Genomic DNA, 26,628 nt, shown 5'->3' on the forward strand with positions numbered 1-26,628 from the left:
TCATCAGCTCGCAAATTTGCTAGCGGCTTCCTTCAGACCAATCCTCGCGGATAAGCCCTTGCCATTCGCTAGTAGTTAACGTTTAATAACAGTATGTTATTAAACGGTGATCTTCCTACAGAGGACTTTCACCTCATTAGTTCATGCCCATGCTGGGCGTACACAAATGGCTGTTGACGGACGCACCTACGCTGCGCTCCGGCACGCCGCAAAGCCAAGCGTTAATCTATACAAATATTAATCTGAAACAGACTAATTAGAACATTAGTCCTAATAAGCTTTGGTTCAAAAATAAGTTAGCTTTTGATTGTCCGAGTCATATCAGTAAGGTTAAATCGAAGAGATAGATAAGTCGGTGTAGGTGCGGCTGTGACCTTCCGTGACATGGATGTCACGGCAGAGCCTACAGGGATTGTACTTGAACAACGTCCATGTCTAAAAGCCAGTTCGGTATCCATGCCTCTCGTTCGTAAGCGCGAAGCTGGGCTTCACTCACCGTGTCACAGAAGCACCTGCACGAAAGGCCTGCGGCAAGCAATTCAAAATGATGAAGGTTAATGCTACCATCGTTAACTAAAAACCAATCACGCAAAATGCCTCAACCTTAATTCGAAGGCCAAGATACTTTGGTCCAAAAAAAATTTAGCTTTTAATGGTTCTGTGGATACTAATTACGGCTAAATCGAAGAGATAGATAAGCCGGTGTAGGTATGGCTGTGGGGGTTGGTGGCATGGATGCCACCGTCGAGCGTATAGGGATATACTTGCAGCGCCCCACCGAAATACCTGCACGAAAGGCCTGCTGCTGGCAATGGGTTGCCATAAAGGTTAACGCTACCATCAATAAATAAAAACTAACTCGACTAAATGTTACAAGCCCAAAAAAGCCAACACCTTCATTCGAAGGCCAAGATACTTTTGTCCAAAAACGATTTTGCTTTTAACGGTTCTGTGGATACCAATTACGGGTAAATCGAAGAGAGTGATAAGTCGGTGTAGGTGCGGCTGAGGCCTTCGATTTCAGGGATGAAATCGCAGAGCGCCCAAGGATGGGTTTACAGCGGTGCCGAGGAAGCACCTGCACGAAAGGCCTGCGGCAAGCAATTCAAAATGATGAAGGTTAACGCTACCATCAATCAATAAAAACAAACTCGACTAAATGCTACAAGCCAAAAAATGCCAACACCTTCATTCGAAGGCCAAGATACTTTTGTCCAAAAACAATTTAACTTTTGATTGTCCGAGTGACACTAGTAAGGTCAAATCGAAGAGATTAAGAACTCGGGTGTAGGTGCGGCTGAGGCCTTCGATTTCAGGGATGAAATCGCAGAGCGCCCAAGGATGGGTTTACAGCGGTGCCGAGGAAGCACCTGCACGAAAGGCCTGCGGCAAGCAATTCAAAACAATGTAAGTTAACGCTACCATCAGCGATGTAAAAACCTATTCCGGCAAATGCTACAAGCCAAAAATGCCAACACCTTCATTCGAAGTCCCACAACCTTTTGTCAAACATAATTTTGCTTTTAACGGTTCTGTGGATACCAATGATGGCTAAATCGAAGAGATTAAGAACTCGGGTGTAGGTGCGGCTGTGACCTTCCGTGACATGGATGTCACGGCAGAGCCTACAGGGATTGTACTTGCGGCGTGTCACAGAAGCACCTGCACGAAAGGCCTGCGGCAGGCAATTGATAAACCATGAGGTTATGGTTAACACAACCCCTTTAAATACCTAAGTGGGGTAAACGTAAGGTCGCACTCACCGAGCCGAGGAAGCACCTGCACGAAAGGCCTGCGGCAAGCAATTGATAAACCATGAGGTTATGGTTAAAACAACCCCTTTAAATACCTAGGGTAGGAAATTGCGAGATAAAAAAATGGCCAGTATTGCTACTGACCATAGTGTGGTTACGACTTACCGATAAGCGTTACTTAGCGGTTTGCGCGGCACTTGGGCGACGCGTACGGCGACGACTCGGGGCGTTGCCGTCTCTGTGTTCGCTCTTGCCTTGGTAAGGACTTTTGCTTTGTCCTTGGCCTTCGCGGTTGCCTTGCGGCTTATCGTCATTACGGTTGTGACCGCCGCTATTACGCGCTGGGCGATTGCCGCTAGGCTTAGCATTACGTGGGCCACGGTTTTGCCCATGACGCTTAGGTGTTAAGTCTGTTTCTGGTAGCTTATGAGTCGACTCAAAGCCTGCCACTTCGGTGCGCGGCAGGGTTTTACCGATCAAGCGCTCGATATCGGCAAGCAATTTTATCTCTTCGCTGCTCACCAGTGAAATCGCTTTACCCGCGGCGCCGGCGCGACCAGTACGACCGATACGATGTACGTAATCCTCTGGCACGTTAGGCAAGTCAAAGTTAACCACTTGTGGTAGTTGATCGATATCGAGGCCACGAGCGGCAATATCGGTCGCAACCAATACGCGGACTTCACCACTTTTAAAGTTAGCCAGCGCCTTGGTGCGCGCGCCTTGACTCTTATTACCATGAATGGCCGCAGCTGTGATGCCTTTGGCATCTAAGCTCTTAGCGAGGCGGTTAGCCCCATGCTTGGTGCGGCTAAAGACCAATACTTGTTGCCAATCGTGTTGCTTGATTAATTGCACCAGTGCAGCCGATTTTTGCGTCTTGTCTACTGGGCAAATTAACTGCTCTACCGTATTGGCTGTGGTGTTACGCGGCGTTACCGAGATCTCGACCGGATTGTTAACCAAGCCTTTGGCTAGGGTGCGGATCTCATCGGAGAAGGTGGCCGAAAACATCAGGTTTTGACGCTTGGCGGGTAATACAGCCAAGATTTTTTTGATGTCGTGGATAAAGCCCATATCCAGCATGCGGTCGGCTTCATCGAGCACTAATACTTCTAGCTGACTAAAGCTAACGGCACGTTGATTATAAAGGTCGAGTAAACGCCCTGGGGTGGCCACTAAAATATCGACGCCACGATTAATTTGGCTGATTTGCGGGCCTATGCCGACGCCGCCAAATACTACGGCGCTACGCAGGGGTAAATATTTGCCGTAAGTGGTGACGCTTTCTGCTATCTGTGCAGCCAGCTCCCGAGTTGGGGTTAACACCAGTGCGCGCACTTGTTTGGCGCGAGCACGTTCTCCTTTGCTTAGCAATTCGAGCAGTGGCAGGGTAAAGCCTGCGGTTTTGCCCGTGCCGGTTTGTGCCGCCGCCATTACATCCTTACCTTCTAACACGGCTGGAATCGCCTGTGCTTGAATTGGAGAGGGTGTTTCATAACCTTTGTTGGCTACAGCTTTTAAGATAGGGGCGGATAAACCTAGGGAGGTAAAACTCATAGATGGGTCTCTTGGGGCTGCATGGGCAGCAAAATTCAGGTGCCAGGTACGCTGGCGGGCGTGCATCTTACAGGATTTACTGAAAAATCGCTAATTATTCGCTAAAACATGGCGAGTAAATGTGCAGGCATGGGGGCCATAAGCGGTCAATGGCAAGGCCCAAGTATAGCGTTTAAGTGACGCATAAGACACCTTGTGTGGTTAAGGGGTCGTTAAGGCGCCTGTAATATCGACCGTTGGCTATAGAGGACTAGGCCGTTAGGCGATATATTTAGCTGGGCTTAGCGTCGCTAAAAACGAGGGGTAATATGTCATTAAACTCAACTTTAATAATAGCTTAGACTTCTGATTGCCTTGTGTTAGTACTTTTTTGGTTATTAAAATTGACCCCTTATTTAAATTGATTAGTATTATTCACTCGCTCATGATTGAGTTTTGTGCAAAGGAGACTACAATAGCCGCCTTTCGGGCAAAACCCATCGCGGGCCTCGCCCAACCGGTGGTAGATATTTAGACACTCGAAGATCTATGCCTTTACTTATGTTAGGACTGAATCATGTTAAAAGATAAAAAGTATGCCCTTCGTGTTGTTGAAACCGAAAAAGGCTGGAGTGCACAAGTCACTCGTCGTATGACTGCGCGTAAAACCGTGGTTTCTAAGTCAAAAGCTGGCTTTGCAACCGAAGCGGAAGCGACAGAGTGGGGCAATGCCGCACTGCAACAGATTGTTGAAAACCTAATGGTACGTAATCAGCGCCGCGCTAAGCAGCGTGAAGAGCGTACTGAAGCGTTAGCGGCAAAAGAAGCGGCAGCGCAAGAGTGGCGTGACGCGCACCCAGATGCCGATGCCGATGAAGATGACGACGAGATTTATATCAAGCAAGATTAAACCTTGTTATTGATATATCGCCCTAAAAGCCAGCCATAAGTGCTGGCTTTTTTGATCTAGCTCAATTTTTGTGAAGCGCCTAACATTTACGCTCGTCTTTGTTTATTAAGCCCCCATTGCCTGCGATACTTCATGGATTGGCAATATACGCCGTTACCCTCGCCTCAATGTCGTCGGAGCCCCATGGACAAAAGCTTAGAAAAAGTGCTTTCCCGTTGGTTGAAACAGCAAAAATCAGCCTGTGGCATCTACCTTAACCTCACTGTGTTGTTTGGCGTATTGACGGGCCTAGCCTTAGTGGTACAAGCCTATCTGCTGGCCACCATGTTGCATGGCATGATTATCGAGTCGCAGCCCAAAACTGATTTTATCAACCATTTTTATCTCCTCATCGGCATCATAGCGCTTAGGGCATTATTAGCCTATGGCCGCGAGCGCATTAGCTTTAAAGCGGGCTGTTTGCTGCGCGGGCAGATCCGTAAAGCGGTGCTGGATAAGTTAACCCAACTGGGGCCCGTGTTTATAAAAGGTAAGCCGGCGGGTAGCTGGGCCAGCATTGTATTAGAGCAGGTTGAAGATCTGCATGACTTTTACGCCAAATACCTGCCACAGATGCTGTTGGCGGGCTTTATTCCGCTGACCATTTTGGCGGTGGTGTTTCCGATAAACTGGGCCGCGGGCATCATCTTGCTGGCAACGGCCCCGTTAATTCCGCTATTTATGATCTTAGTGGGCATGGGCGCTGCCGATGCCAACCGTAAAAACTTCACCGCCTTGTCGCGTTTAAGTGGCCACTTTATGGACCGCCTTAAAGGCATGAGCACCATTAAGCTGTTTTATCGCGGCGAGCGTGAGATCAAAGCGATTGAAACCGCCTCTGAAGAGTTTCGCAGTCGCACTATGGCGGTGCTGCGTATGGCCTTTTTAAGCTCAGCCGTGCTGGAGTTTTTCGCTGCAGTGTCGATTGCGGTATTGGCGGTGTATTTTGGTTTTAGCTTTCTTGACCATCTCGATTTTGGTCATTATGGCGCTGGCCTCACCCTGTTTACCGGTTTATTTGTGCTGATCTTGGCCCCCGAGTTTTATCAACCGCTGCGGGACATGGGCACGCATTATCACGCTAAGGCGCAGGCCATCGGCGCGGCAGAAGCGTTAATGGCCTTGCTTAATCATCCCGAGAGTGGCTGTGGCGATAACAATAGTTGCGATAACAATAGTGGCGGCAATCAGGGTGTGCCGTTTGCCTCTAATCAGCCGCTGAGTATTGTGCTGCAAGATGTAACCGTGAGTAGCCTCGATGGCCAAGTGTTGGCCGGGCCGCTGAGTGTGACGTTAGCGGCTGGGCAACGTATGGCGTTGGTGGGGCCTAGCGGGGCAGGCAAAAGCAGTTTACTCAATATGTTGCTCGGCTTTTTACCCTATGAAGGGTCGGTGTTGGTCAATGGCATCGAGCTGAATACACTCGACAGAGTCAGTTATCGCCGCCATTTGGCATGGCTGGGGCAAGAGCCGCAGCTGTTTCATGGCACGGTGCGCGATAACGTGGCGATGAGTAATATCGAGATGAGCGACGCCAGCGTACTGGCGCTTTTGGAAAAGGCGCAGGTGAGAGAGTTTGTCGACGCGCAGCCGCTCGGGTTAGCCCATCCCATAGGCGAGCAAAGTGCTGGGGTGTCGGTGGGGCAAGCTCAACGCTTGTGCCTTGCTCGCGCGCTGGGGCAAGAGGCGCAGCTTTTGTTACTTGATGAGCCTACCGCCAGTTTAGACAGCCACAGCGAACAAGCGGTACTAGCGGCACTGGATGAGGCGATGGCAGGCGCGAGCGCCTTGATGGTGACTCACCGCTTAGACTCTCTGCAGCAGATGGACATGATAGTGGTGTTAGACAAGGGGCGCATTGTGCAGCAGGGCGATTATCAGACCTTGGTGAGCCAGCAGGGGCTATTTCGGGAGCTGTGCCATGAGCAGGCTTTAAGCGAGGCGTTGTCATGAAACGTAAAGGGATAAGCCAACTGTTGCCGTTTTTAAGGCTGTTTAAACGCCAATGGCTGATGATGGGCGTTGGACTGTTGTTAAGTATCACCACCTTGATGGCTGGCATTGGCTTGTTATCGCTGTCGGGCTGGTTTCTCTCGGCCACGGCGGTTGCAGGACTCACGGTGGCGACCGCGCAGGCGTTTAACTATTTTACCCCCGCAGGTGGCGTGCGCTTTTTATCCATCGCCCGCACCGCCAGTCGCTATGGTGAGCGCCTTGCCACCCATGAGGCCACCTTTAAATTACTGACCGAGCTTAGGTGCTGGGCATGGCGCAAGTTGATGCCGCTGAGCGCGAGCGATCTTCAGGCGGTGCGCGGTGGCGATCTGCTGAATCGTTTAGTGTCAGACATTGATACGCTCGATCATCTCTATTTACGCTTAATCACTCCCATGGCCGCCTCGCTGTTGATGATTGGCGCCTTATACCTGTTTTTGGGCTGGTTTGATGCCTCCTTAGCGCTAACCCTGTGCGGCGTGTTATTGGCCTTGTGGTGTTTATTGCCGTTGATCTTTTATGCCTTAGGCCATCGCCCGGGCATCGCCCAGCTTGAGGCAAAACGCGACTTTAGAGTATTAATGCTCGAATATGTGCAAGGTCAGGCCGAGTTAACCCTATTTGGTGCGCTGCCACGGTTTCGCGCCGAGCTTGATAGGGCGCAGACAAAGTTGTTTGCCAGCCAAGCCGCGATGGCCAATGTCACTGCGCTGAGCCAAGCGGCGTTGGTCTTGTGTCATGGGCTTGCCGTGGTACTGCTGCTATATATGGCGGCCGATGGGGTGGGTGAACATCTGCCACCTGGGCCCATGCTGGCGCTAGTGGTCTTTATGACACTGGCTTGTATCGAGATGTTGATGCCGCTAGCGGCAGCGTTTCAGCACCTGTCTGCGTGTGTGATGGCCGCCGAGCGAGTCAATGAGGTGGCGCTGCAATCGCCTAGTATCATCTTCGATGAGCAGGCAGAGCATAGAGTCACCCATGGCGCGTTAAGCTTGCATCAGGTCGATTTTGCCTATAAGGCAGATAGACCCGTACTCAAAGGAGTCGATTTAACCCTGCAGGCTGGCGACAAGGTGGCGCTGCTGGGGCAAACCGGTTGTGGCAAGTCGAGTTTGTTGTCATTAATCACTCGTCAGTGGCAGCCGCAAGCGGGCAGTATCATGCTCGATGGGGTGCCTATTTCAGCCTACAGCGAAAAACAACTGCGCCAAGGCATGACTGTGGTGAGCCAGCGTATCTACCTGTTTGCCGGAACCCTGCGCGATAACTTAACCTTAGCCCAGCTCGATACGCAAACGGAGATCCAGACACAAGGCTTAAGCCGTGCAGCCAGGCAGGAGGCGCAGGAGGCCAATGATAAGCTGCTCGTTGAGGTGCTCAATAAAGTGGGCTTAAGTACCTTAACTCAAGGTGATAAGCCACTGGATACTTGGATTGGTGAAGGCGGGCGGCAGTTGTCTGGAGGGGAGCAGCGCCGTATTGGGGTTGCCAGAGCGCTATTGCGTGACGCGCCGTTATTGCTGCTTGATGAGCCTACCGAAGGGTTAGATCAACGCACCGAACGTGAGATCTTGGCGCTGTTATTTGAATTTGCTCAAGATAAAACCTTGTTGATGATAAGCCACCGCCTAACTGCGATGGCGCAGATGGACTGTATTCATCTGATGGAAAATGGGGCGATCCGTCAAAGTGGTAGCCATCAAATGCTGCTGCAACAGGATGAATACTATGCCAGCTTACAACGGCGCTTAGTGTAAATTAGGCTTGCTTAAGCCGGCGGTGAGCCGTTAAGCAGACAGTAAAAAGCCAGTTGCATTGCAACGGGCTTTTTACTTATCGACTTTTTACTTATCGACTTTTTATTTATCGACTTTTTATTTATCGTCGCTGACACCTTACGGTATCGGCTTACTTGTTCATTTGCCTACTTACGCTATGGGATACGCTAATGGTATTAGTCATCACTATCGCCCAGTGATAAGAGGGTCGCATTGCCACCGATGGCGGTGATGTTATTGGTGCGGGTCTTTTCGGTCACAAAACGGGTTAAGTAGTGTGGACCACCGGCTTTAGGGCCTGTGCCCGACAGGCCTTGTCCGCCGAAAGGCTGTACGCCAACGACAGCGCCAATTTGGTTGCGATTGATATAGACATTACCCACATTAACCTTGTCGGCTAAGGCGAGGGCATGGCTTTCGTTACGGCTATGGATCCCCAGGGTGAGACCAAATCCGGTTGAATTGATCTCATCAATAACCTTAGGTAAATCAGCAGCCTTATAGCGGATAACATGTAGGATAGGCCCAAAGTGCTCTTTTTCTAACACTTTAATCGAGTCAATTTCTACCGCAATCGGCGCCACAAAGTGGCCATTTTCGGTGCCAGATGGTAACTCAAGCTGGTTAATCAAACGGCCTACTTGCTTAATGTGATCGATATGGGCATTAAGGTTGGCCTTGGCGGTCGCATCGATCACCGGCCCGACATCTGTCTTCACCGAGTTGGGATCGCCAATGGTTAACTCATTCATCGCCCCTTTGAGCACATCAATAACACGATCGGCGATATCTTCTTGTAAAAACAGCACTCGCAGCGCCGAGCAGCGTTGTCCTGCACTGGTAAAGGAAGATGACACCACATCATTAACCACTTGCTCTGGCTGCGAGGTTGAGTCCACTACCATGGCATTTTGGCCGCCAGTTTCGGCGATTAGCGGAATGATGGCCCCTTCGCGCTGGGCTAAGGTTAGGTTGATGCGCTTGGCCGTGACGGTTGAGCCAGTGAAGCAGACGCCCCCTATGCGCTCATCGGCGGTGATGGTCGCCCCAACGCTAGCACCCGTGCCAGGCAGGAACTGTAGCACCTCTTTGGGGATCCCCGCTTGATGAGCCAGTTGCACCGCGCGGTAGCCGATAATTGAGGTTTGTTCGGCAGGCTTAGCCACCACAGTGTTACCCGCAGCAAGCGCGGCGGCAACTTGACCTAAGAAGATGGCTAGCGGGAAGTTCCAAGGGCTGATACACACAAAGACGCCGCGACCTTGCAAGAACAGCTCATTGAGCTCACCCGTTGGGCCAGGAAGCAGTTCAGGCTTGGCCATCATCTTCTTGGCTTGCACCGCGTAGTAGCGACAGAAATCGACCGCTTCGCGCACTTCATCGATACCGTCTTGAATACTCTTACCCGCTTCACGGGTACATAAGACAATCAACTCTTCGCGGTGTTCTTCTAATAGATCCGCTAGCTTTTGTAGCGCGTTGGCGCGCACTTCAACGGGCGTTGCACACCATGGGCCAAAGGCGCCGTGGGCACTGGCGAGCGCATGTTCTATGGCGTGGCTGTCGGCAAAGGCGACGGTGCCGACCACCTGAGTGGTGTCATAGGGGCTGAGCACTTCTATGGTGTCACCCGTTAGGGTTTCGCCATTGACCAGCGGGCCCGCGCTCCAGCGCTTGTCTTTAAAGGTGTCTAACGCCGCGAAAAACGGCTCAGATTCAGACATGATATTCATATTGAGTCCCTTAGAGTTTTTACGTTCGGCGCCAAAAATATCGGCTGGCTGAACAATTTTATTATTGGCTAGGGTGTTGTAGTTTTGTAGGGTCGTCAAAGGATGGACAACCAAAGAGTCGATGGGGGTTTTAGGGTCCACCAGTTTATGCACAAACGAGGTGTTGGCGCCATTTTCTAGCAGGCGCCGCACTAAGTAAGGTAGCAGATCTTTGTGGGCACCAACGGGCGCATAGATACGCACTGTGCTCACGCCAGCTTCGGCCAGCAAGGTGTCATACAACTCTTCGCCCATGCCGTGCAGACGTTGAAACTCATACTGGCGATCGCCCGCCATATCGGCAATGGCCGCGACGGTTTGCGCATTGTGGCTGGCAAACTGTGGATAGATGGCGCCGCGGGTGGCATCAGACAACAGGTAGCGGGCGCAGGCAAGGTAAGAAACATCAGTACCCGCCTTACGGGTGTAAAGCGGGTAACCGCCTTCACCTGCCATTTGTGCCCATTTTAACTCGCTGTCCCAGTAAGCGCCTTTCACTAAGCGCAGTGGGATCTCATCGCCTTGCTCTTTCGATAGGCGCGTTAGCCAGCAAAGTACCGGCAGGGCGCGTTTAGAGTAGGCTTGCACGACTATGCCTAACAGGCCCCAGCCTTTGGCGGCGTCTGAGTTATACAGCTTTTGGAATAGTTTGAGCGACAACTCTAAGCGGTCGGCTTCTTCGGCATCGATAGAGACGCCAATATTGAGGGCGCGTGCCTGCTTGATTAATTTGATAACGGTGTCGTACAGCTCGGTGAGCGTGCGGTCTTCGTTAGCGACTTCATAGCGAGGATGCAGCGCTGACAGCTTAATAGAGATGGTTGGACGCGGCGCTTGGCTTTCATCGTATTGTTGCTCGCCCAAGGCGGCGATAGCACTAGAATAATCGTCGAAGTATTTTTGCGCATCTTTCATGGTGAGCGCCGCTTCGCCGAGCATGTCGTAGCTGTGGGTATAACCTAGCTTACGTTTATCGACACTGTTTTTTAGGGCTTCTTTAACGGTGCGACCTAATACAAATTGCTTGCCCATGATCTTCATCGCTGCCAGCATGGCTTGGCGGATCACAGGTTCGCCTAAACGGTTAACTAAGCGGTTGAGTAGGCTACTAGGCTTACCATCAATCTCTTTATCTAGGTTGACGATTTTACCCGTTAGCATCAATCCCCAAGTCGAGGCATTGACTAAGGTGGAGCCACTCTTATTGAGGTGTTCGTCCCATTTCGCCCCTGAGAGCTTGTCTTCAATCAGTGCGTCGGCGGTCTCGGCATCGGGGATGCGCAGCAAGGCTTCAGCTAGGCACATCAAAATAATGCCTTCTTGAGTTTCTAAGCTATATTGCTGCAAGAAGGCATCGATACCGACCATCAGGCCTTTTTTATCGTATTGACGTACCTTGCTGACTAGGTCGTGGGCACGTTGGGTGACGCGCTGGATCTCTGCTTCACTCGAAGGCACCAATTGGATCAGTTCTGAGAGGTATTGCTCTTCATCGACAATATAGTTGTGGGTGATCGCTTCAAAAAGCTCATCTAGGGTAGCTGAGTCATAACGACCAGTCAGAACTTCACTTGCTTTGAACATAGTAGTAACTTCCACCTGGACCTACATTAGGGACAGTTTTGGCTTGAACAAAAGGTCTGTTTAAAAGGCGTTTGGTCTTATTTTTGTATCCAATCTGGCGCCTTCGCGCGCCGATTATACATTCAAAATGTGACGAGGAACACCATTGTGAAAACTAATGTGATCCTTGTTTGAAATGATGTAAATAGATGGTGTGCTATGCCCAGCTTGTATGGGTTTAGTTAGTGAGTGGTAATTGCACTGCGTTTGAAATCAACTGTAAATGGAGTGTTAAATACGGTCTGTTTTGTCGTGTTGACCTTAATCGCTATGGTGTCTGCTGCAATCCATTTGTTGTCATCGCGGGCTGGCGTTATCGCAGCGGCTGACAAGGTGGCTTTGTGCTGCTCAGATGTGGTAACTCCCTGACATTTGGCTATCAAAAAGTGTAATGCACAAAAAAGCCAGCAGCCTAGCTGCTGGCTTTTTTAAAGCGCTAATAGTTATTACCAGCGATTCTTTTGGCGACGACGGGGTCTTGGCAGATAAGCGATGATCACCCCAAGAATTAAGCCGATTCCCGCAATCATACCGCCTTGCTTGAGTTGCTCGAAACGCTCGTTATTTTGAATCTTTGCTAGCTCACGTGTGGCGCTATCGCGCTCGCTGCTGGCTTCGGCGAGCGCCTGCTCACTGGTGGCAAGCTGAGAGCGAAGTTGACGGATAAGCTGAGTGCTATTACTGCTTTCATTGGTCAAGGTATCGAGCTCGGACTGTACCTGTGCCAGCTTGGCTTCGACCTCGGGTAGCTGCACGCGAAAGCTCTTGCTAGTCATGACTAGATTACCATCTACCCAACCCTCACGGCCTTTGTGGTCGATAATCTTAACATAGTCTCCTTCGGTCTCACCTAAGTAAGTGATGGCTTGTCCTGCCTCGACGCTACCTAAAATACGGAACTGAGTACCCGGCCCGCCATGAAGGAAGGTGTAGACATTATCCGAAATATAACGGGTCTGCTCAGCTGCCAAAAGAGTGGGTGACAGCAACATCAATGCAACGATAGATAGGAGTCTTAACACTTTGAGTTCTCTTCAACGAAATATTGCCACATGCTAGGGATTTAACGGCCTTTTTGCAAGGGGTAGCATGGCTGATATTTTACCAAATGATGATAGAGATCAGCGATAAGGTATCGTTATGGGTTGTGTCAATGGGCTATCTTGTTCTGTCGCGCCCATAAAAAAGGAAGCCATTTGGCTTCCTTTTAATGCTTCTACTTATACTATCAAGGTGTTAGTTGAAAATACCCTTGATGGTAAAGAAGAAGATGATCGATAGACCGGCACCTGCTGGTAAAGTGACCACCCAAGATACCACTATGTTACGTACCACGCCGATATTGATAGCAGCAATGCCACGCGCCATACCTACACCTAATACCGCACCAACCAAGGTTTGTGTGGTAGAGATAGGTAAGCCGGTACCCGAGGCGATAACCACGGTAGAAGCGGCTGCTAGCTCGGCGGCAAAGCCACGGCTTGGGGTCAGATGAGTAATATTTTTACCAATGGTTTGCATGACGCGCTTACCAAATATAGCCAGACCCATCACAATACCCACAGCGCCTAAAGGTAGGATCCACCATACCAATGGGGCTTTGCTGCTGATCTCGCCGCCACTGTTAACGACAGAAACAACGGCTGCCAGTGGGCCAATGGCGTTAGCTACGTCATTAGAGCCGTGCGCAAATGCCATACAACATGCGGTAACCACCATCAAGATGGCGAACACTTTCTCAACGTTACCAAACTGGGTTTGACGATCGGCTTTGTCGCTCATCTTCAGACGTTTAATCGCTACCATACCGCCAAGCCCAACAAGGATGGCAATGCCTATGGCTAATGCATAAGACTCAAGATCGGTAAAGTGTAAACCAACGTGTTTTAGCCCTTTCTTGATGGTCACAAGTGACATTACAAAACCAGCTAAACCCATGTAAAACGGCACATAGCGTTTAGCATTTTCAAGCGGATTTTCAGTGTTAAAAATCAGCTTCTGTACGCTTTGGAATATCATGAAGGCGATAAAGCCGGAAATTGCTGGTGTGACTACCCATGAACCAACAATGCCAAACACTTTGCCCCAAGCCACTGAGTCAGCACCCACTCCGACCGAGGCAAAACCAACAATCGCGCCCACAATTGAGTGAGTCGTCGATACTGGCCATCCTAATGCAGAGGCGACGACTAACCAGATACCTGCGGCTAATAGCGCCGCAATCATGCCGTAAACCAATAACTCGGGTGAGTCGACAAAATACGCTGAATCGATGATCCCTTTTCGAATCGTGCTGGTAACTTCACCGCCGGCAAGATAAGCGCCAGCGAATTCGAAGATCATCGCAATAATGATCGCTTGTTTAATGGTGATCGCGTTTGAACCTACAGAGGTTCCCATTGCATTGGCGACATCGTTTGCGCCGATACCCCACGCCATTAAAAATCCAAATGCGGCCGCAATAGCAATAAGCCATGGGCCGTTGGTGACTAATACATCAACCATGTTGATACCTTGATAACTTGTTTTTTAGACGCGAGCTAACATTAGCTCTAAGCGAGAACCGACGCGCTCAGCAAGATCTGCTAAGTCACCAACCCACTCAATTATCTTATAAAGGAACATCACATCGATAGGATTTAGCTCATTTTCAATGCTAAATAACTGGCGACGGATTTTGATTTGTAGATCATCTGTGTCCTCTTCTATTTGGTCGAGTTCACTGATCATCTTAGCGACAAGATCGACTTCACGCCCGCGAAAACCTGTTTCTAGTAGGTCGTCGAGTTCGTTAATGGCTTCCTTAGCCTGCACAACAGCATCAATACAGCGTTGTAAATAGGCGGTGAAGGGTTCTTGTATAGCTGCGGGGACAAGTAGTTGACGGCCAATGACGCGGCCTGAAATGTCTTTCGCCTTATTAGCGATCTTATCTTGCTGGGTAAGTAGCTCCAGTAAGTCAGTTCGTTCAACTGGCATAAACAGGCCACCAGGAAGAGTCAGACGGATCTCTCTTTTAAGATCATCCGCTTCACGCTCCGCTTGGCTAATTTGCTTACGAAGTTGAACTGCTTTGTCCCAGTCACCTGCGACAGTTGCTTCAAAAAATGGTACAAGTATCGACGCACAGTAGTGCACTTTATCGATATGCTCTTGTAACGGTTTGATTGGCGATTTTGCAAACACGCCCAAAATAGAGTTTACTGGCATTGCCGTGTACCTATTTAGGTTATTCCACTGTTGGAAAATGCGGGCGCATGTTAACCCAAGCGTCCACGTATTGAAACTGTGTTTTTATATAAAAACTGACAGTTTTTATTCTAACGAGTTATATAGAAACTGCAAAGCGTAATCCTAAAGTGCTTTTGTGACAGCAATATTACATTATGACGTTTTCATTAAATAATAATGAAAGCTGCATTACAGAATCGAATTTATTAATCAAAAAGTGAGCAATTGGCGAATGGCAGCCGAAATAGAACTTAAACTGTTTTTCCCGAAAAGTGCACGAGAAGCCTTGATATCACTGCTAAACAGTTTACCTCATAGTGAGTCAAAAGGCGTAAAACATCTCAGTAATAGTTATTTTGATACCCCAGACTTACAGCTGCGGCAATGGGACATGGGGCTGCGTATTCGCGGTTGCGATGGCCATTATGAGCAGACCATCAAGACCGCGGGCAGTGTCGAAGGCGGAGTGCATTATCGCCCCGAATACAATATTGATATCGATCAACCTAAGGTCGATTTATCACGCTTCCCGCCTAAAATTTGGCCAGTAGGTGCTGACATAGATAAAGTGCAGCGCCAATTAACCTCGTTATTTGATACTGATTTTAGCCGGATGATTTGGCATATTTATCTACAAGATAGCTTAGTCGAGGTGGCTTTAGATATCGGCACCGTTTGTGCCAATGGCGTCAGCGAACCTATATGTGAAATTGAGTTTGAGCTGCTTGCTGGCCAAACGCAGGCGTTGTTGATACTGGGTGAGCAAGTGACCGAGCAGATCCCCGCGCGTTTGGGGCGAGCCAGTAAGGCGCAGCGAGGCTATCGCTTGGCCGCTATGGCAAGCCCGCAGCAACTGGAGGCACTTGATGTTATCGCTTTAAGTGATAATGCGACGCCAAAACAGGCGTTATTAACTGTGCTTAGTATTGGGCTGGAGCGTTGGCAATTGCTCGAAGCCATGGTGTTAGAGTCCACCGAGAGTGTTGAGCAACCAGAGCTGGTATATCGGCTGCGCGCCTGTATCAGGCTGCTGCGCTCTACTTTGATGCAATTTGGTCTGTTAGATGAGTCCTTATTACAGGCTTTTTCGCGCCTAGAGCAACATCTGGCCCCGGTTGATATTAGTTTGGGTTACAGCACCCTATTAACTCACAGGGCCACTTTATTATCGACCCTGCCGCAAGTGGAGGCGATTGAGCCGTTAATCACTAAGGCTTTAGCTGCACAGGATTTACCTTGCGTGATGCAAACCATGTTGGCTGATACCGCCTATGGTCACTTGCAGCTCAAGTTGGTTAACTTGTTATTTGCCTGTCGAGAGGGCTTGCTACCACTCGAACTCTCGTCTGAGCTGGTGCAATTTGCCAATAACCAGTTAGAAGATTCATGGCGGCAAATGAGTACTATGATGTCAGCCGAGCGCGCATTGAGCTGTGATGACTTGCTATCGTTGGGTAAGGCGTTAGAGGAGGGGCAGTTAGTGAGTATCGCTTATGGTGACTTGTATCGCGTTAAACAAAGAGCGCTATTTTGCGCTCCTTGGAATGACTTAGCTCAAGGGATCCGCACCTTACGCGCCTACCAATGTTTAGCAAAGTTGGCGACAGCGCAGGGGATTGAACTTCAACCTTGGCTCGATTCTCAGCAACAGAGTTTATTGGTTGCGATGGATCATTCGCGCCGCTCGGCGCTGAAGGCCATGCCTTACTGGCGTTAAATTAGCGCTTAAGATAGGGCTTAAGGCTCGGTGTCTTTGTTCACGGCACCGAGCCGAAGTTGGCTTAATTCGGGTGTTAGCCGTGTTAGCTTTATGTTTTAGCCCTGATATGGCTTAGCGCTAACAAGGCTTAGTGCTGCAGCGTAAGCCAATTCCTCGGCGTTAACCGTTAATGTTGGCTGTCATGGCCGATATTAACTTACTCAAGCGACTTGCCTTGTTTGAGTTGTTGTTTTAGTTCTGCCACTTCTTGCAGTAGTGTGGCTTGATTTTGCTCCATTCGTTGTAGGGCATGTTGAAGATCGCTACGAATTTCTTCGCTCTGAGTATCTAATTTTTCTGACTCATCGGGAGCGATAAAAATCGAGGCCATATAGCCCGATATCACCCCGAAAAAGCTCACACCACACACTATGACTATGCCGCCGATAACATGTCCAATGGTGGTTACCGGGTAATGGTCGCCATAACCTACGGTGGAAATGGTTACCAGCGCCCACCAAATCGCCTCTTCAGCGGTATGGATATTCGACCCAGGCTCGCCACTTTCTACAATTAATATTAATACTGAGGCAAAGGTAAGCAAGGTGACCAAAGCCACGAGTAAGCTTGCCAGCGTGGCCTGTCGTCGCTGCTTCATCATAGGCACAATGATTGAGCGGGTCATTCTGAGTAGACGAATAACCCGTAAGATTTGGAATAACCTTGCCATACGCAGAGGCTCAATCGCCGGAATGCTAGCAACCAGATCGATCCAATTGTGTTTGATATAGTGACGTTTATCGTCGGCGCGAAACAGATTGATGAAGAAATAACTGATAAATATGGTGCAGATACTGGCATCGACAAATAATAATAGCCGGCGGGTTTCAGTGTCGAGCTTGGCAAAGGTGAGCATCAATACCACGACAACGGAAATCAATGATAGCGCCATCATGGCTAGCTGAAACGGTGATGGGGCCTGCTCTATTGGCGGTAACCAACGTTTTTTCTCTGCCATAAAATGGATCCCTAAACGGGACGCGGGTTAATCCCACGCCCCTTTATTTTATATTTGAGCCACAATCTTATTCGTTTTCTCCAACAAAATGAACCAAGTCATCTAATACTCGGCGTTTTATTTCCAGCTGTTCGCTGGGGGGCAAGTTATATTTTTGCGCCAGTAATTGGTAATCATCTAGGCTGAGCGACACCGTTAGCCGTGGGCGTTTGGGCCGCTTAGTGACCGATAATCCTAAGATAGTGCGAATTTGATCGGATGGGCTCACCCCTGCATCCAGTGCCGCTTTACGGATGGAGTATTGAAACTTTTCATCAAGATCGAACGCGACTTGAGTGGCCTTAGCAGCCTTTTGATTTTGTAACCATTGCTCAGGGAGTGGCTGTTTAATTTTACTCATTTATCGTTACCTCAGCTTGATGTGGCAAGTCGCTTAGGGGGCAACGGATTTGCCGCTGCAGCGCTTATCACTTGCCTGGCCAGTATTCGCGAATATCACTCAATGGGCGATACAGGGTCAGCATGACGTCGGTCTCGCCGCCTTCATAGACTTCAACTTCAATGCCATAACGTTCTTCGTCGTCGAGCAGTTGATACAGTTCAAACGGTTCACCACTGTTAGTGCCCTCATCTTGAGGGGGCGTCATACCGCGATAATCTTGGCGGTGAAAATAGCCAAATTGGGCAAAGTTAATCTGATGATATTGGCTTCCTAACCAAGCGCTAAGCGATTCAGGTGCCGTGGACTGTATGCTGAGGCTGGCCTGAACATCTTCTTCAAAAATATCGCTAAATTGGTCAAGATCGACAATTTGTTCGACTTGGCTGCGGGTGATTTTTAGGGCGAAACACAGATGGGTTTCATCATCTTCATCGAGCGATAAAAACAGGGTGTCATTACCATGACCTTTTAACACCCACTCGGTCGATTGTCGGCGTTCAAACTCATAGGTATTGACCGCTTCGACACGCAGTTGTTGGCCGCGTAGCTGCTCGGGTAGCGCAAAGCTATCATCGAGGGTGATCATATCGCCAATTTGGAGATGATTGGGGTGGCTTAGTTGACGTGGCGGTGGGGCTTTTTTACCAAAAAGCCCTTTTAAGAATCCCATGTGATACTCCTAGCACTAACGTAAATGGCTAAAAGCACCTTAAGGCGAGGCCTCAAAGTGCTTTTTAGCAAACTTAACATCGATTATTTGCGCGCTTTAAGGCGTTCAAGTACCGCATTGGCATTGGACTTTTGTTCACCAATTCCCGCTTCGGCTAATTTGGCCTGCAGTGACTTGTCACTGTTCTCTTCTGCTAAGGTTTCTGAGGCCTTTAAGCGATCGTCAAACTGTTGTTGACGTGCTTTGATGCGCTCGAGTGAATCTTTTGCATTGAGCAGTTTCGAGTTGCTGCTGGCAAATGAGTCGGTAATCGTTGCCGTGGTTTTTTGTACGCTCTCAGTGGTTTTGACCATGCTAAGCTGGCGCTGATAATCTGCCAGCTGACGTTCGGTTTTACGCACCAAGTCTTTGAGTCTGGTCGCATGGGCGCTAAAGCTATCGTTAGCCGTCTGCTGCTCGGCAAGCTCTTGGTCCAGTTGAGCGATCTTCTCTGCCACTTCTAGCGCCAAGGTTTCATTGCCTTTTTCTAACGCCTGTGTGGCATAGCCTTCATGCTCGGCGATAGCACGTTTTAGACGGTCGATTTCGCGGCTAGCATGCATCTCTTTAGCCATGACGTCGGTTAGTTCACGCTTGGCCTTGGTGAGGTGCTTCTCTGCATCGCGGATCTCTTGTTCAAAAATACGCGTGGAGTTGGCATCAACAATGCTTTGGCCTACTTCAGTCGCGCCGCCGCGAAACGCGGTTAAAATCTTATTTAGAATACCCATAATGAGACTCCTCTACAGTATAACCGTGTGCTAAAAACCGGATGTCTCGCCCACAGTTACCACAATTTAATTTGGTGTGAATCTAGTTTAAGAACTCGCTGAGTTCATCGATCACTTCTAAGCAGTTATCCGACAGTACCGATAACTCCTGTTCAATCTCTTTCATGCTCGAATTGACCGATAGTGCTCCGTACACCACATATTTGTCGTCAATTTTGGCAAAAGAGGACAGTGGCATCGGAATATTGAGCTCTAGCATGGTTTCGAACATCTGACTGCGACGCTCAGGTTTAACTTCATCTTCGCCCCATAGATAGCTGATGCACAGCACCTGGTTTTCTGTGACCGACACAAATAACGGTATCTCTTCACGTCCAACAATATTGACTTGTAACACCTCAACGTCACCGTCAATGGGATAGCAATCGAACTGAAAGCCTGTATGGCTATGGTCGCCAAGATCATTGAGGTGGTTGGCAATTTGGTGAATGTTCATAGTTGTCCTCTTTGACATATTATGTCTGCGGTTAAAGATAGCACTGAGACATAATATGTCAAGCGCTATTTTACGATTCAAAATAGGGGGATATTTTCGTTTTCAGACCATGCCTGTTGATGATACTGATACAGGTGCATTGAGCCAATATCATTCACTTTTACTTCTTCGGCGTGTTGATAATAGTTGCCCGGAAACTCAAATGCCCCTTTGATAAGCCCAGGCGTTAACCAAGCTTCCTCTATCGATAACTGGGTCAGGGTTTGCAAGCGCTCACGTGGCGCTTTGCCTGCTAAGGTGGCGATACTCCAGCCCCACTCGCCAAAACTGGGCACATTATGATGATATTGCTGCATGTTAAATCCGGCACTGGCGAGGGTCTTACCCACAGAGATAAACGCCTGAGGCGCATGATAGGGCGAGGTCGACTGCACCGTAATTGCGCCGTCAGCGCTTAGTAGCTCTTTGAGTTTAAGGTAAAACATATCGGAGTAGAGTTTATTGAGATCTGGGTGGCTAGGGTCGGGCAGGTCGACAATGATGGCATCATATTTATCGCCGCGGCGGATCAGTTTATCGGCGCCATTAAAGGCATCATCGAAGACAAGCTCGACCCGCTTGTCGTTAAGCGCATCATTATTGAGCTTAAGCAAGGCGTGACGCAGTCGCGTCGGCATGGCGTCGTTGGGGGTTTTAAATAACGCCACTAAGTCCGCATCCAGATCCATAAGCGTCACCTGCTGCGGCTGCCACTTGAGGACTTGGCGCAAGCCTAAGCCATCGCCGCCGCCAATGATCAGCACCTTGTCATGACGCGCACTGGCTTCGAGGGTCGGATGGACTAAAAACGCATGGTAGATATGCTCATCCTGGCTAGAAAACTGCAGCCGGCCATTGATGTAGAGCGAATACACCGCAGGCAGATCGTTTCCGCGTAAGCGTTCGGTAAAGGTTAGCTGTTGGAAGCGGGTCGCCTTGGCGTAGATCACTTTATCCTTGTAGAGCAAATTATTAAATTGTTGCTCCCACTGCGGACCATGGCTGGCGAGAAGAACCAACAAGCCGCTAGCGATAATATGGCCTGCGAGCAGTAATTTGGCGTGAGCGATATTATCCCAAAAGCGCCAAATAAAGATGAAGCCTGCGAGCAGGTTAAAGCTAGCGGTTAACGCCGCCGCGAGTTGAATATCGATGGCTAACATCAATGTCACCCAAATCGCCGCGCCTACCCCTGCGCCAATATAGTCGGCACCATAAATGGTGCCAGCATTGTGTAGCAAATGGGCTTCACACAGAGATTGTCTGACTCTGGCGATCAGCGGGATCTCCATGCCGATCATCAAGCCCAGCAACACTCCCCAAAAATAGGGCAGGTACTCGCTTAATTTTTGCAGGCTGCCGATAAAGCCGCCTTGAGGCAGTTGATCGGGCGGCAGGCCGATAGTGTTAGCAATCAGCATTGGCAGCTGCTGACCAAAGCCAATGACGGCGGCGGTGATTAAAATCGCCAAAGCGCCGCACAGGGCGACACTGAGTTCTAAAATCGCAAAGCCAGTATAAGCGCAGCGAATTTTTCGCGCCGCAAAGGCGCCAATGCCCATAGAGACGATCATCAAGCCAATCATGGTGTAGATGGCGGCTTCTAATGCGCCGAGTACTCGCCCGGCATAGTGAGACAATAAGTATTCGTAAATCAGACCGCAGGCAGCCAGTACGGCCATGATGCCCAGTAACAATAGATCGTCAAACCAGGTGAGTTTTTTGGCGCCAACCGAGGTTGGCGCAGTCGTGGGAGAAGAGTGCATTACATCCTTGCTGGTGCGATTAGGTTACACCATCAAACTGGTTAAAATAAGGGCGATAGCCACGCTAATGGCCAATTCAACGGTGGCGATCCCCACATTGTGTTGCAGTTCTACCTCCTCGGCCAAATTGATGTTAGCTAAGACTAATTTTTTCACCAAGGCTTGTAGCAAGGAGAGCGCTAGCAGCATGATCACCGAAAATACCAACCAGCCAATAATATTGTTGATATAGGCATCTGGGATAAAAATAATAAAGTGACTTGCGGCATTAAAGCTCAGCGCCATCGCCAGCATATACCCGCTGTGGCGTATGGCTAATGCGGTATGGCCTTGGGCTAGGGCTTGTTGCATCGAGGCTTCTTGGTGGCGTTTAGCATAGCCTTTTTCACGGATACGGGTGAGTAACACCAACATGAGTTGTGAAATGGCAAATGCACTAAAGATGGCGATAAAGGTATCTAAGGTCAGATCTTCAGCCCAAATCAGTACGGCGCGAATAATAATGGCAGTGGCAATAGCGGCGGTGGCATCGACAATTGCCACCGAAATATTGCCCTTAATAATGAGGGCGTTTTTATCTATTTCGTTAAGGGCAATCTTATCGTGTAAAAAGCGTCCCAGTTTGATAAGCATTAAGCCGAAGATACCGTATGCGCTCATGCCGATAGCTTCGACCCAGTATGACTCGGCCGCCTCTCCTGTGATGGCGCCCGTTAGCACTATGCCTAAGCCAGCCACTGCGCCAGCAGTGCTAATGCCAAAGGCAAAATTATCGCGCTCAGACAGTTCATGGGTGCTGTTAACATTAACGGTCCAGCCCTGTAGGTAGCGCATCGCCGTGAGGAGGATAATGGCGATAGCAAGATCGATCCCTAAAATGATGGCCAGTTCGGTGGTGATGCCGAAGTGTTGCAATATTGTCATCTTAATTTCCTTTATTTGCCCCGACGGACACCGCGTGTCGTGCGACTTCCTGAATTTCTAAAGTTGCTGTTTTTGGAGTAGTTAGAGCGAAATTTACTGCCACTGCTGCGCCCAGCTGTGCTGGCTTTAGGCGCACTGGCGCTTTGGCGTGACAAGCTAGTAGAGCCTGCACGCGGCTTGGCATAGGGGCTGTCGAACTTCTTCCCCTGAGCATTAAACTGCTTCTTAGTTCGCTCGAAGGTTTGATTTTGCGCCTGAGCTTGTTTCGGTGACGTGTAACGGTAGCGGCCTACATCATTGTAATAGCTGTAGTTGCGACGGCTCGACCAGCGGTCGTAATACACTGGGCCGCGCACCAGATTAGAGAACATGGCATACATGCCATACCAGGCCCAAAACGACATACCATCGGAGCCCGTTTGCCAATTACCGTAGGCGGGGTTACCAACTAGCTGACTACCCGCGCCAAAATCTTCGGCGCCATTAGCCAGCACAGCGGCTTCACGGCTGATGGCGTTGACCCGCGCCAAGGCGCCATCTGACATGTCGGCGACCACGTTAACCGGATCTGACAGCATATCGTTAAATAGGCTAGGATCGGCGGCTTGATAGAGGTTTTCTGCTTCGCTGAGCTGTTGATCCAGATCGACAAAGTTATTGCCATCACTGAGCTCGTTAAGACGTCGTTGCAGCGAGGTATACATAGGCCCGGCTGACGTTGCATCTTTAGCTAACTCGCGCAGTAGTGGGGCGAGATCGGTTTTCTGTCCTTCAAGCACCTCAACATACTGCCTGAGCAGGTTAGCATTTCGGATCTCACCTTTATCGAGCATCTGACCGAGGTTATTGATGCGCTCTTGGGCGAGCTGTTGAAATTTTGCGATTTTTTCTGGCCTGTCATCACCACATCCCGTTAAGGTCAGTAGCAAGGCTAGGGTGAGAATGCGCATCAGCATTACTGCCATGTTTTCTCCATAAACATAAGGTTAGATTGCAACGGATGATGGATGAACCGTTGATCACTTCTTTGCATAATATAGCGACTAGTTGAGTTATAGTAACCCTTAAACGCGATCAATTTCGTCTCCAGTGGCCCTTTTATCACGGCGCAGGGCTCGATAAGCTATATCGCGCAAATTAACGCATATCTATATCATTCAAGACATATTATGTCGAATGTTTAAATGTTAGGGATTGTTTAGGCTATGGAAAATATCACGCATCACCCGTTACCCGCAGTGGTTAAGCAAGCCGCAGAATTGCAATGGCAACGCCTGACTGACGTTTGGCCTGATATGTCTGAGCAGTTGAGCGTGGAGCAAGAGGCGCAATTACGCCAGATGCTCGGTTTAAGTGACTTTGTCGCCGAGCAGCTATGCCGTCACCCTAACTGGATAATGTCGTTATTTGAAGGTCAATTAGCAAGCCTAGACCGTGCCGATTTCAGCAACGAGTTAAACTCCTTGTTGGCGGGTGCCAGCGATGAAGAGCAGGTCAAAGCCATATTGCGCCGCTATCGCAATCGGCAAATGGTGCGTTTGGCCTGGCGTGACTTTCAAGGCTATGCCTCACTCAATGAAGCCCTATTGGATTTATCGGCGCTAGCCGAAGCTCTCATTATTGCGGCGCGCGATTGGCTTTATCAGCAAATGTGCACGCAACATGGTACGCCATGCGATAGCGAAGGGGTTGCGCAGCCCTTGATGATTTTGGGCATGGGAAAGCTGGGGGGACGTGAGCTTAATTTCTCCTCCGATATCGATCTGATCTTCACCTTTCCCGAACATGGAGAAACCCGTGGTGGTCGGCGCGCCTTAGACAATCAACAATTCTTTATTCGTATGGGCCAGCACTTAGTGAATTTACTTCACCAAGTGACGGTCGATGGGTTTGTTTATCGGGTCGATATGCGCCTGCGCCCTTATGGTGAGAGCGGTCCCTTGGTGGTCAGTTTTAGCGGCTTAGAAGATTATTACCAAGAGCAGGGCCGAGACTGGGAGCGTTACGCCATGGTTAAAGCGCGTGCGTTGGGGCCGTGGAACGCGTTTTCTGATGAGCTACATGACATGTTACGCCCGTTTGTTTATCGCCGTTATTTAGATTTCTCGGCCATCGAGTCACTGCGTAAGATGAAGCAGTTGATCAGCCAAGAGGTGCGCCGCCGTAAGTTGACCGATAATATCAAGCTGGGCGCAGGTGGGATCCGCGAAGTGGAATTTGTGGTGCAAAGCTTTCAATTGATCCGCGGTGGCCGTGAGCCCGCATTGCGCCAGCAAAGTCTGTTTGCCGCCATCGATACCCTTTACAGCCTAGGCCAACTTGAATATTTGGCGGTCGATGAGCTTAAAAACAGCTATCAACTGCTAAGGCGTGTCGAAAACTTATTACAAGCCATTGGCGATCATCAAACTCAGACCTTACCTAGCAGCGAACTCGATTGGCAGCGTCTCTGTTTTGCCATGGGCATGGCTGATGAGGCCGAGCTTCGCAGCCATATCGATACGGCGATGAGTAAAATTCACCGTTATTTTAACGACACCGTCGGTGGGCGAGATACCGAAGATATCTGCGATCTGTGGACGCAACAGTTATGGAATGTGCAAGACGATGACGATGCACACAGTCTGATGGAAGAGCAAAGCCTTGCTGATCTCGCCTTATGGCCAGCATTAAAAAGTTGGCGCGAGACAGTCGCCAAGCGCACCATAGGCCCACGTGGACGAGATACCTTAGACAAATTAATGCCATTGCTGTTGCAGGAATTCACCCATCTGGCGGCGCCATCGAAGGCCTTTACGCCGGTATCTAAGGTGCTGGATCAAATTTTGACTCGCACCACCTATTTAGAGCTGTTGTTTGAAAACCCCGGCGCGCGCCAGCAATTGGTAAGCCTGTGTTTGGCCAGCCCATGGATCGCCCAGCAGTTAGCTAAATTCCCCATGTTGCTTGATGAGCTTATTGATCCATCGCAGCTGTATGACACCACATCGCTCGACGATTACCCCAGTGAATTACGCCAATATTTACTGCGGGTTCCCGAAGACGATATGGAGCAGCAAATGGAAGCCTTGCGACAGTTTAAATTGTCGCAGCAATTAAAAATTGCCGCCGCCGATGTCACCGGCGTACTGCCAGTGATGCAGGTGAGCGATCATCTCACATTTTTGGCTGAGGCGATCATCGAGCAGGTGATTCAGCAGGCATGGCAACAAGTGGTGGCACGCCATGGAGTGCCGCCCCACTTACAAGGCGAGCAGATGGGCTTTGCCGTGATAGGTTATGGTAAAGCTGGTGGCATAGAACTTGGTTATGGCTCAGATCTCGATTTAGTGTTTTTGCATGACTATAGTCGTGAAAAATACCCACAGAGTAGCCAAACCAATGGTGAACGTCCTGTGGATATCGGCCATTTTTACTTAAAGCTGGCCCAGCGAGTGTTACATCTGTTTTCAACCCGAACCACCTCGGGTGAACTATACGAAGTGGATATGCGCCTGCGTCCCTCGGGAGCATCGGGTTTACTGGTGAGTGAAATTGAGTATTTTGGTCATTATCAACAAGAGGAAGCCTGGACCTGGGAGCATCAAGCCTTAGTACGTGCGCGCTTCTTGTTTGGTGATAATGCCTTGGCGGTGCGTTTTAGTGAGCTGCGCCGCGACGTACTGTCCATTGCGCGCGACCATACTCAGCTGGCGAAAGAGGTGCGTGAGATGCGCCAGAAAATGCGCGCTCATTTACTGAAAGTCGAGCCGGGTTATTTCGATTTAAAACAGAGCCCTGGCGGCATTGCTGATATTGAGTTTATCGCCCAATATCTGGTCTTAGCGCATACCCATACCCACCCAGAGTTAGCGACTTGGTCTGATAATGTCCGCATATTTGAGACGTTATCGGAACTTGAACTGTTGCCACATCTTAGTGCACAGCATTTAACTCAGGCCTATTGCTATCTTCGAGATGAGAATCATCACCTTACGCTGCAACAGCAGAGCGGCAAGCTACCCATTGAATTGGTCGAGTCGCATACACAAGGTGTGGTCGATATTTATCAGCAGATCTTGGGGGTTGATGAGTAATAGGCTGCTTTTATCTCAGTCTGCTACACTGACATTTACCAGTATTTAGCGGTATATCTATGTGACCAGATTGCGCTCTGCGAC

General features: G+C 49.5%; 18 protein-coding genes. 5 read left to right on the forward strand and 13 right to left on the reverse strand.

From position 1 onward, the window contains the following. Window positions 1–1,928 precede the first annotated feature (1,928 nt). Window positions 1,929–3,314: a DEAD/DEAH box helicase gene (locus AC0VXX_RS03240; RefSeq protein ID WP_475515887.1), complete on the reverse strand. Its 1,386-nt coding sequence runs from the start codon at window positions 3,312–3,314 to the stop codon at window positions 1,929–1,931. A 556-nt stretch (window positions 3,315–3,870) separates the two neighbouring features. Here AC0VXX_RS03240 and AC0VXX_RS03245 point away from each other — a divergent pair. From AC0VXX_RS03245 to cydC, 3 genes are all read left to right on the forward strand, one after another. Further along, the gene (locus tag AC0VXX_RS03245) at window positions 3,871–4,203 is read left to right on the forward strand and encodes a DUF3622 domain-containing protein (RefSeq protein WP_475515888.1); all 333 of its coding nucleotides are present in this window, start codon (window positions 3,871–3,873) and stop codon (window positions 4,201–4,203) included. A gap of 183 nt (window positions 4,204–4,386) precedes the next feature. After that, a complete protein-coding gene (gene cydD, locus AC0VXX_RS03250; protein WP_475515889.1) occupies window positions 4,387–6,195 on the forward strand; it encodes a heme ABC transporter permease/ATP-binding protein CydD in 1,809 nt (602 codons plus the stop codon). Between the two features lie 11 nt (window positions 6,196–6,206). Continuing rightward, window positions 6,207–7,997, forward strand: a complete 1,791-nt coding sequence (cydC, locus tag AC0VXX_RS03255) for a heme ABC transporter ATP-binding protein/permease CydC (protein WP_475516927.1) — start codon at window positions 6,207–6,209, stop codon at window positions 7,995–7,997. A gap of 197 nt (window positions 7,998–8,194) precedes the next feature. Here cydC and putA read toward each other — a convergent pair whose 3' ends face one another. The 4 genes from putA to AC0VXX_RS03275 form a co-directional block, all read right to left on the reverse strand. Then, entirely contained in the window at window positions 8,195–11,374 is a 3,180-nt protein-coding gene (gene putA / locus AC0VXX_RS03260) for a bifunctional proline dehydrogenase/L-glutamate gamma-semialdehyde dehydrogenase PutA (RefSeq protein ID WP_475515890.1), read from the reverse strand. A 485-nt stretch (window positions 11,375–11,859) separates the two neighbouring features. Further along, window positions 11,860–12,435: a TIGR04211 family SH3 domain-containing protein gene (locus tag AC0VXX_RS03265; protein WP_475515891.1), complete on the reverse strand. Its 576-nt coding sequence runs from the start codon at window positions 12,433–12,435 to the stop codon at window positions 11,860–11,862. A 214-nt stretch (window positions 12,436–12,649) separates the two neighbouring features. Further along, on the reverse strand, window positions 12,650–13,918 hold the full coding sequence (locus AC0VXX_RS03270) for an inorganic phosphate transporter (RefSeq protein WP_475515892.1): 1,269 nt from the start codon (window positions 13,916–13,918) through the stop codon (window positions 12,650–12,652). Between the two features lie 24 nt (window positions 13,919–13,942). Continuing rightward, window positions 13,943–14,623: a TIGR00153 family protein gene (locus tag AC0VXX_RS03275; RefSeq protein ID WP_110455915.1), complete on the reverse strand. Its 681-nt coding sequence runs from the start codon at window positions 14,621–14,623 to the stop codon at window positions 13,943–13,945. 253 nt (window positions 14,624–14,876) lie between these two features. Between AC0VXX_RS03275 and AC0VXX_RS03280 the strand changes: the two genes are divergently transcribed. Then, window positions 14,877–16,361 (forward strand): CYTH domain-containing protein, encoded by a 1,485-nt coding sequence (locus AC0VXX_RS03280; RefSeq protein ID WP_475515893.1) that lies wholly within the window; start codon window positions 14,877–14,879, stop codon window positions 16,359–16,361. Between the two features lie 199 nt (window positions 16,362–16,560). Here AC0VXX_RS03280 and AC0VXX_RS03285 read toward each other — a convergent pair whose 3' ends face one another. The 8 genes from AC0VXX_RS03285 to AC0VXX_RS03320 all read right to left on the reverse strand — a co-directional run bounded on the left by AC0VXX_RS03285 (window position 16,561) and on the right by AC0VXX_RS03320 (window position 23,433). Beyond that, complete coding sequence (locus AC0VXX_RS03285; protein ID WP_475515894.1) at window positions 16,561–17,361, reverse strand: ion transporter; 801 nt, start codon at window positions 17,359–17,361, stop codon at window positions 16,561–16,563. 67 nt (window positions 17,362–17,428) lie between these two features. Beyond that, the gene (locus tag AC0VXX_RS03290) at window positions 17,429–17,761 is read right to left on the reverse strand and encodes a hypothetical protein (RefSeq protein ID WP_475515895.1); all 333 of its coding nucleotides are present in this window, start codon (window positions 17,759–17,761) and stop codon (window positions 17,429–17,431) included. A 67-nt stretch (window positions 17,762–17,828) separates the two neighbouring features. Continuing rightward, window positions 17,829–18,473 carry a hypothetical protein gene (locus tag AC0VXX_RS03295; protein WP_475515896.1) on the reverse strand — a complete coding sequence of 215 codons (645 nt, stop codon included), beginning with the start codon at window positions 18,471–18,473 and terminating at the stop codon, window positions 17,829–17,831. An 83-nt stretch (window positions 18,474–18,556) separates the two neighbouring features. After that, entirely contained in the window at window positions 18,557–19,243 is a 687-nt protein-coding gene (locus tag AC0VXX_RS03300) for a PspA/IM30 family protein (protein ID WP_475515897.1), read from the reverse strand. Between the two features lie 82 nt (window positions 19,244–19,325). Further along, entirely contained in the window at window positions 19,326–19,739 is a 414-nt protein-coding gene (locus tag AC0VXX_RS03305; protein ID WP_475515898.1) for a YjfI family protein, read from the reverse strand. Window positions 19,740–19,816: 77 nt separating this feature from the next. After that, window positions 19,817–21,544, reverse strand: a complete 1,728-nt coding sequence (locus tag AC0VXX_RS03310) for a polyamine aminopropyltransferase (RefSeq protein ID WP_475515899.1) — start codon at window positions 21,542–21,544, stop codon at window positions 19,817–19,819. Between the two features lie 24 nt (window positions 21,545–21,568). After that, window positions 21,569–22,468 carry a DUF350 domain-containing protein gene (locus AC0VXX_RS03315; protein WP_475515900.1) on the reverse strand — a complete coding sequence of 300 codons (900 nt, stop codon included), beginning with the start codon at window positions 22,466–22,468 and terminating at the stop codon, window positions 21,569–21,571. Between the two features lie 11 nt (window positions 22,469–22,479). Next, entirely contained in the window at window positions 22,480–23,433 is a 954-nt protein-coding gene (locus AC0VXX_RS03320; RefSeq protein ID WP_475515901.1) for a hypothetical protein, read from the reverse strand. A 240-nt stretch (window positions 23,434–23,673) separates the two neighbouring features. Between AC0VXX_RS03320 and glnE the strand changes: the two genes are divergently transcribed. After that, window positions 23,674–26,544 carry a bifunctional [glutamate--ammonia ligase]-adenylyl-L-tyrosine phosphorylase/[glutamate--ammonia-ligase] adenylyltransferase gene (glnE, locus tag AC0VXX_RS03325; protein ID WP_475515902.1) on the forward strand — a complete coding sequence of 957 codons (2,871 nt, stop codon included), beginning with the start codon at window positions 23,674–23,676 and terminating at the stop codon, window positions 26,542–26,544. The last annotated feature ends 84 nt before the right edge of the window (window positions 26,545–26,628 follow it).

The organism is Shewanella sp. QJM3NY_23 (assembly GCF_056173105.1).